8 protein-coding genes and 1 riboswitch are annotated in these 7,013 nt (G+C 72.7%); of the genes, 4 read left to right on the plus strand and 4 right to left on the minus strand.

The window, feature by feature from the left end:
• The 4 genes from pknB to thiO form a co-directional block, all read right to left on the minus strand.
• The coding region (gene pknB / locus AOK24_RS22770; RefSeq protein ID WP_055721931.1) for a Stk1 family PASTA domain-containing Ser/Thr kinase at positions 1–1,555 on the minus strand (1,555 nt) is incomplete at its 3' end.
• Positions 1,556–2,113: 558 nt separating this feature from the next.
• Entirely contained in the window at positions 2,114–2,908 is a 795-nt protein-coding gene (locus AOK24_RS22775) for a thiazole synthase (protein ID WP_055721924.1), read from the minus strand.
• Positions 2,909–2,911: 3 nt separating this feature from the next.
• Positions 2,912–3,112: a sulfur carrier protein ThiS gene (gene thiS, locus AOK24_RS22780; protein WP_055721925.1), complete on the minus strand. Its 201-nt coding sequence runs from the start codon at positions 3,110–3,112 to the stop codon at positions 2,912–2,914.
• Positions 3,109–4,275: a glycine oxidase ThiO gene (gene thiO, locus AOK24_RS22785; protein WP_055721926.1), complete on the minus strand. Its 1,167-nt coding sequence runs from the start codon at positions 4,273–4,275 to the stop codon at positions 3,109–3,111. Before thiO ends, thiS begins: the two co-directional genes overlap by 4 nt.
• Positions 4,273–4,385: riboswitch (TPP riboswitch) on the minus strand. Its footprint overlaps the gene before it by 3 nt.
• 52 nt (positions 4,386–4,437) lie before the next feature.
• On the opposite strand from thiO, the gene AOK24_RS22790 reads away from it, so the two are divergent.
• The 4 genes from AOK24_RS22790 to AOK24_RS22805 form a co-directional block, all read left to right on the plus strand.
• Complete coding sequence (locus AOK24_RS22790; RefSeq protein ID WP_055721927.1) at positions 4,438–4,782, plus strand: avidin-fold protein; 345 nt, start codon at positions 4,438–4,440, stop codon at positions 4,780–4,782.
• 32 nt (positions 4,783–4,814) lie between these two features.
• The gene (locus tag AOK24_RS22795) at positions 4,815–6,047 is read left to right on the plus strand and encodes an NAD(P)/FAD-dependent oxidoreductase (RefSeq protein ID WP_055721928.1); all 1,233 of its coding nucleotides are present in this window, start codon (positions 4,815–4,817) and stop codon (positions 6,045–6,047) included.
• Positions 6,048–6,127: 80 nt separating this feature from the next.
• Positions 6,128–6,493, plus strand: coding sequence for an Rv2175c family DNA-binding protein (locus AOK24_RS22800; protein WP_055721929.1), 366 nt, complete (start codon positions 6,128–6,130; stop codon positions 6,491–6,493).
• 91 nt (positions 6,494–6,584) lie between these two features.
• The coding region (locus AOK24_RS22805) for a thiamine phosphate synthase (protein WP_055721930.1) at positions 6,585–7,013 on the plus strand (429 nt) is incomplete at its 3' end.

Here is a 7,013-nt window from a genome sequence, read left to right on the forward strand (position 1 = left end):
CCTGCCCGGTGACGTCCGGGATCTCGACGGACGCGCCCTTGCTGACGACCAGCGCGACGGCGGACCCGGCACGCCGGGACGTGCCGACCGCGGGCGTCGTACGGATGACGGTCCCCTTGGCGACCGAGTCGTTGAACTCGCTGGTCACGACGCCCGGTTCGAGCCCGGCGGCGGTGAGGCGCTTGCTCGCCTCGGCCTGCGTGAGGCCGGTGACGTCCGGGACGCGGACCGTCTGCGGGCCGTCCGAGACCGTGAGGGTCACCGAGTCGTTCTTGCGGATGCGGGCGCCCGGCGCGGGGTCCGTGCTGATGACGGTTCCGCGCCGGACCGTGTCGCTGTACGCGTGCTTCACGTCGCCGACGGCGAGCCCCGCGTCGTCCAGCCGGTCCTTCGCGACCGCCTCGGTCTGCGTGAGGACCGCGGGGACGTTCGTGAACTGGCCCGAGTTGATGTACCAGACGCCCGTACCGATCCCCAGGACCAGCAGGACCCCGGCGACGATCGCGACGACGCCCCGGCGGCGCCGGACCGGGCTCCTGCGCGGCGGGGGCGGGGGCGCCTCGAAGCGGGACGTGTGCTGGACGTCCTCCTCCTCGTTCACCGGCAGCAGGCGCGGGACCGTCAGCGACCTCGGGATCACGCTCGTACGGTCCCGCGCGATGTCGTGCTCCGACGCCGTCGACTGCGGCGGCACCGCGTCCAACTGCTCCTCGCTGAGCGCTCCGCGCGCCGTGCGGACCTGGCCCAGCAGCTCCACCGCGTCGTTCGGCCGCACGTCCGGCGTGCGCGCCGTCGCCGACGCGACCAGCTCGTCCAACTCGTACGCCAGACCCGGTACGGCCGCCGAGGGCGGCGGGACGTCGTCGTGCAGGTGCTTGTACAGCACGATCGCCGGGGTCTCGCCCTCGTGCGGCTGCGCGCCGGTCAGCATCTCGTACAGCAGGACCCCGCACGCGTACACGTCCACGCGCGCGTCCGCCGTGCCCCTCTCCGTCTGCTCCGGCGCCAGATACGCGACCGTCCCGAGCACGCCCCCCGTGCTCTCCGTCACCGTCCCCACGGAACGCACCAGCCCGAAGTCCGCGACCTTGACCCGGCCGTCGTCCCCTATCAGCACGTTCTCGGGCTTCATGTCCCGGTGCACGAACCCGGCACGGTGCGCGGCGCCCAGCGCGGCCAGCACCGGCTCCAGAATGTCCAGCGCGGCCCGGGGCTGAAGCGCGCCCCGCTCCCGCAGCACATCCCGCAGCGTGCACCCGGCGATGTACTCCATCGCCAGATACACATAAGGCCCATCGGCCCCCTGATCAAAAACCTGCACCACATTCGGATGCGCCAACCGGGCGACCGACTTGGCCTCCCGGATGAACCGCTCCACGAACACACCGTCCGCCGCCAGCGCCGGATGCATCACCTTCACGGCCAGCACCCTGTCCAACCGCATGTCCACGGCCCGATAAACCGTAGCCATCCCGCCAACCGCGATCCGCGCATCGACGCGATAACGCCCATCGAGCACCTGCCCGACGAGAGGGTCCTGAAGGGTCGTATCCACGCCGCCGAGTCTACGAGCCACCACTGACACAGAGATCCGCCCACCCAGAACGGGAACAACCTTGTGACGCGAACCCGCCCTATCCCCTGGAGGGAAGGGTTCCGCTAGTGGCAGGGATCACGGGGCGGGGGGAGGAGAGACCGCGCGGAGAACACGGCTGACGGCCGGGCCGCCCCCCTCAAGACAAACCCAGCACCCCCGGCAGACCAACACCCCGAACCGGCCCCCGGACCTTCCCCGACCCGAGGCCGAACATCCGCGCCCGCGCGCGGGAGCCGCAGACGGAGCGCCTCGGCTGCCTGGTGGAGACCCGCACATCCGCCCCCGCGGAGGGCGCTGCGTTCCCGACCTGCACCGCCCCGCGTCACGCGCATCCGCGCCCGCGCGGGGCCCTCGACGAGCAGGGCTGGTGTCCCCGCGATAGCCGCGCCCGCGCGGAAGCCGCGTCTGCCGTGGAGCCCTCGGACGGGAAGCCGCCGGCGGTGGGAAGCCCCACGGGAGACGCCAGCCTCTCGGCCGACTGGAAACGGGTGGTGCGTGGGTGGGGGAAGGAATCGTTCAGAACGACGGGCGTTCAGGGTCGAACGCCGCCAAGCCCTCCGCCGGGGACGACGCCTCAGCGAAGTACCGGCGAGGGATGCGACCGGCCAACCGCGCGGAGCGCCCCGCCTCGACCGCACAGCGCATCGCCGAGGCCATCAGGACGGGATCCTGCGCCCGAGTGACCGCGGACGCCAGCATCACCCCCGCACACCCCAGCTCCATCGCGAAGGCCACATCGGACGCCGTCCCGGCCCCCGCGTCGAGAATCACCGGCACGCGCGCGTGCTCGACGATCAACTGGAAGTTGTGGGGATTGCGGATCCCGAGCCCGGACCCGATGGGCGCCCCGAGGGGCATCACCGCCGCACACCCCACATCCTCCAGCTTGCGCGCGAGGACGGGATCGTCATTCGTGTACGGCAGCACAGTGAACCCGTCGTCCACCAGCACCTCCGCCGCCTCCAGCAACTCGACGGGATCCGGCAGCAGCGTCCGCTCATCGGCGATCACTTCGAGCTTGACGAGCGACGTCCCGAGCGCCTCCCGGGCGAGCCGGGCGGTGAGAACGGCCTCCCCCGCGGTGAAACAGCCGGCCGTATTGGGCAACACCCGAACCCCGAGCCGATCAAGAACGGACAGAACCGATCCCTGGGTGGAGGGATTCACCCGCCGCATGGCGACGGTCGTCAGCTCGGTCCCGGACGCGACGAGCGCACGTTCGAGGACATCGAGACTGGCCGCACCCCCGGTCCCCATGATCAGCCGCGAGGAGTACGCCGTACCCCCCAGCAGAAACGAGTCATCAGCCATGACTCAACCTCCCTGGACAGCCGTGAGGACTTCGACGCGATCCCCGTCGGAGAGAACGGTCGTGGACCACCCCGCGCGCGGGACGACGATCTCGTTGAGCGCGGCGGCGACCCCGGAGGGAACGGGCGCGAGCGCACGGACGACGGAATCGAGCACCGTCCCCGCGTCGACCACCCGCACCTCGCCATTGACGGAGATGTTCATACGGCATGCTCCAGAAGCGAGCCGGCACCGAAGCGCCGGGGAGTGAAGGAACGGGCTTCCTCGGGCAGCTCACCGCAGGTCAGCGCGTGCGCGAGCGCGTCCCCGGTGACCGGCGTCAACAGGACCCCGTTGCGGTGGTGCCCGGTCGCGAGAAGCAGCCCGTCGAGCCCGGTCGGCCCGAGCAGGGGCGCGTTGTCGGGCGACCCGGGCCGCAGCCCCGCACGCGTCTCCGTGAGCGGCAGCTCGGTGATCCCGGGCACCAGCTCGTGCGTGTCGCGCAGCAACTCGTACACACCCCCGGCGGTGACGGCGGTGTCCCACCCCTGTTCCTCGGTGGTGGCCCCCACGACGAGCTCCCCGTTCGCGCGGGGCACGAGGTACACGTGGCTCCCGCGCACGACGGCCCGCACGGTACGGCTCAGGAAGGGCGCGTAGGCGGCCGGCACGGCGAGCCGCAGCACCTGCCCCTTCACGGGCCGCACGGGCGGCCGTACGGCGTCGGGGACCCCGTCGAGCCGCGCGCTGAGGCTGCCAGCGGCGAGCACGACCTGCCCGGCGCCGAGGAACGCACCCGCGCGCGTGTGCACGCCGGTGGCCCGCCCCCCGGTGACGTCGAGCCGCGCGGCCCACTCACGGTGGAAGGCGACCCCCGCGCGCGTACAGGCGACGACGAGCGCGGCGGCGAGCCGACGGGGATCGACCTGATGGTCGCCGTCGACGCGCAGCCCCCCGCGCACCCCGGGCGCGAGCATGGGCTCCAGGCGGCGGCACTCCCGCCCGGACAGCCACTCCGACTCCAGCCCGGACTGCCGTTGCAGCACGTGCAGGTCACGCAGGTGGGCCCGGTCGTCGGCGTCGAGCGCGACGGCGAGCGTCCCGCAGCGGCGGTAGCCGACGTCGTGCCCGGTGACCTCGGTCAGCTCGGCCACGAAATCGGGGTACCGGCGCGCGGAGGCGAGGTTGAGACCCAGCAGGGTCTGCTCGCCGTGGTGCAGTTCGGTGACGGCGGCCAGCATCCCGGCGGCGACCTGAGCGGCCCCGCCCCCCGGCTCGGGATCCACCACAGAGGCCCTCAGACCGCGCTGTGCGGCCCGCCAGGCGGTGACCAGCCCGATGATCCCGCCCCCGATCACGAGGACGTCAGACGGACGCGTAGGCGACATGGGCGTCCAGCCCCTCCCTTCGCCGGCATGACCCGGATCAGGTTCGTACGGTCGGAGGCCGGCCAGCCTCCCTCTCAGCCCGGTACGCCCGGGCTCCCGCGAGTGCTTTACGTTGGCCCCACCCTAGCCCGCACCCCCCGCACCTCGTAAAGGGAGCCTCAGTTGACCCTCGACGGCCTCGTGTTCGCCCCCGTCGCCGACCAGGCGCCCGGCCAGGTCGGCACGGGCACCCGGTTCACGTACCACGAGTCCGACGGCGTGGTCTGGGCCGACTACGCGGGCGGGGACGTCGTACGCGGCCACCTCGTCGGCACGCGCGCGGGCGACCGAGTCGACTTCCGCTACGTCCAGCTGCGCACCGACGGGACGACCGCTTCCGGCCACTGCGTGTCGACCGTCGTGATCCTCCCCGACGGACGCCTGCGGCTCGACGAGACCTGGGAGTGGGAGTCCCAGCGGGGCGCCGGTACGAGCGTTGTGGAGCAGGTCACGAAGCCGGGCCCCTGACTGACTCACCGTCACGCAACTATGGTGATCGAGTGAGCGAGCAGACGCAGGAAACGGACGCCCCGCGCGTGGTCGTCGTCGGCGCCGGGATGGCCGGGGTGCAGACCGCGGTCGCCCTGCGCGAACAGGGCTTCGCCGGGACGGTCACCCTCGTCGGCGCGGAACCCCACCAGCCGTACGACCGCCCGCCGCTCTCCAAGGCCGTCCTCCTCGGCAAGTCCGACGGCTCCGCCTTCGACATCGACTTCCCGGGCCTCGGCATCGACCTCGTCCTCGGCCGCGAGGCCCTCGCCGTGCGCCCCGACGACCACGTCGTCGACACGGACGCCGGTACGGTCCCGTACGACGTCCTCGTCCTCGCCACCGGCGCCGAACCGATCCTCCTGCCCGGCACGGAGGGCGTCCCCGGCGTCCACCTCCTGCGCACCCTCGACGACGTCGAACGCCTCCGTCCCGTCCTCGCCGACCAGCACGACGTCGTGGTCGTCGGGGCGGGCTGGATCGGCGCCGAGTTCGCCACCGCCGCGCGCGAGGCGGGGTGCGCGGTGACGGTCGTCGAAGCGGCGGACCGCCCCCTCGCGGGCGCGCTCCCCGCCGACGTCGCCGCACCCATGACCTCCTGGTACGCCGACCTCGGCGTCGAACTGCGCACCCACGCGCGCGTACGGAGCATCGAGCCGGGCGCCGTGCTGCTGGACGACGGCACGCGCATCCCCGCGGGCGCGGTCCTCGTCGGCATCGGCGCGCGGCCCGCGACGGCGTGGCTGCGCTCCTCGGGGGTGACCCTGGGCTCCCACGGCGAGGTCGTCACCGACGAACACCTCCGCACGTCCGCGCCCGACGTCTACGCCGTCGGCGACTGCGCCTCGTTCCCCTCCGCGCGCTACGGCGAACGCCTCCTGGTCCACCACTGGGACAACGCCCTCCAGGGGCCCCGCACGGTCGCCTCGAACATCCTGGCGTCCGCCACCGGCGCGCCCCTGACCGCCTACGACCCCGTCCCGTACTTCTGGTCCGAGCAGTTCGGGCGGTTCGTGCAGTACGCGGGGCACCACACGGGGGCCGACGCGATGATCTGGCGCGGTGACCCGTCCGGCCCGGCCTGGTCGGTGTGCTGGCTGCGGGAGGGGCGCCTGGTCGCCCTGTTGGCCGTAGGACGGCCTCGGGATCTGGCGCAGGGGAGGCGGTTGATCGAGGCGGGGGCCGTGATGGATGTGGTGGTGCTGGGGGACGCGGGGGCGCCGTTGAAGTCGGCGGTGATGTGAGGGTCCCGGCAGGCTCTCGGCGTGGGTGTCCGGGTGGGCTCCGCTTCCGCGTGTCAGTGGCAGATGGCAGGCTTGATGTCGTGACCGAGATTGACACGAAGATCGACGCTCTTGTCCCCGCCTGGCTGACCCTGCCCGACATCGCCGAACTGCTCGACGAGGAGGTGACGCGCGTACGGCAGCTGGTGAAGGAGGGCCAGCTGATCGCCGTCCGCCGCGGCGAGAACCGCGCCCTGCACGTCCCCGCCTCCTTCATCGACGGCGACAAGGTCGTCAAGGGCCTCTCCGGCCTGCTGACGCTCCTGAGGGACGACGGCTTCACGGTCGAGGAGATGATCGAGTGGCTCTTCACTCCCGACCCCACCCTCCCCGGCACCCCGGCCCAGGCACTCCTGGAGAACCGGGGCACCGAGGTCAAACGCCGGGCCCAGGCCCTGGCGGTCTGACCGACGCGCGGTGAGGTACGGCCGTGCCTCCCGGAGAGACACGGCCGTACCCCACCCGACACCACCGACCGACCCATCCCGGGGGGACCCCATGCCCGACGCCGCAGTACAGCTCGCCGACGCCCGTCTCTACCTCTGCGTGGACGCCCGTAAGCGCCAGGGCGACCTTCCGGAGTTCCTGGACGCCGTGCTCGCCGGGGGAGTGGACATCGTGCAGCTCAGGGACAAGGGGCTGGAGGCGGCGGAGGAACTGGAGCACCTCGCCGTGTTCGCGGACGCCTGCGCACGGCACGGCAAGCTCCTCGCCGTGAACGACCGCGCGGACATCGCGCATGCCGCCGCCGCTGACGTACTGCACCTCGGCCAGGGCGACCTTCCCGTCCCCGCGGCGAGGGCGATCGTGGGCCCGAGGACCCTGATCGGCCGCTCCACGCACTCGGCGGCGGAGGCAGAGGCCGCGGCGGTCCAGGAGGGCGTCGACTACTTCTGCACGGGCCCCTGCTGGCCCACCCCCACGAAG

The organism is Streptomyces niveiscabiei (assembly GCF_001419795.1).
GTDB classification, from domain to species: domain Bacteria; phylum Actinomycetota; class Actinomycetes; order Streptomycetales; family Streptomycetaceae; genus Streptomyces; species Streptomyces niveiscabiei.

What these genes read in the sequence shown, in the direction of transcription:
- thiS (WP_055721925.1), bottom strand. Translation starts at nt 3,112, where the DNA reads ATGAACATCTCCGTCAATGGCGAGGTGCGGGTGGTCGACGCGGGGACG.
- thiO (WP_055721926.1), bottom strand. Translation starts at nt 4,275, where the DNA reads ATGTCGCCTACGCGTCCGTCTGACGTCCTCGTGATCGGGGGCGGGATC.
- AOK24_RS22775 (WP_055721924.1), bottom strand. Translation starts at nt 2,908, where the DNA reads ATGGCTGATGACTCGTTTCTGCTGGGGGGTACGGCGTACTCCTCGCGG.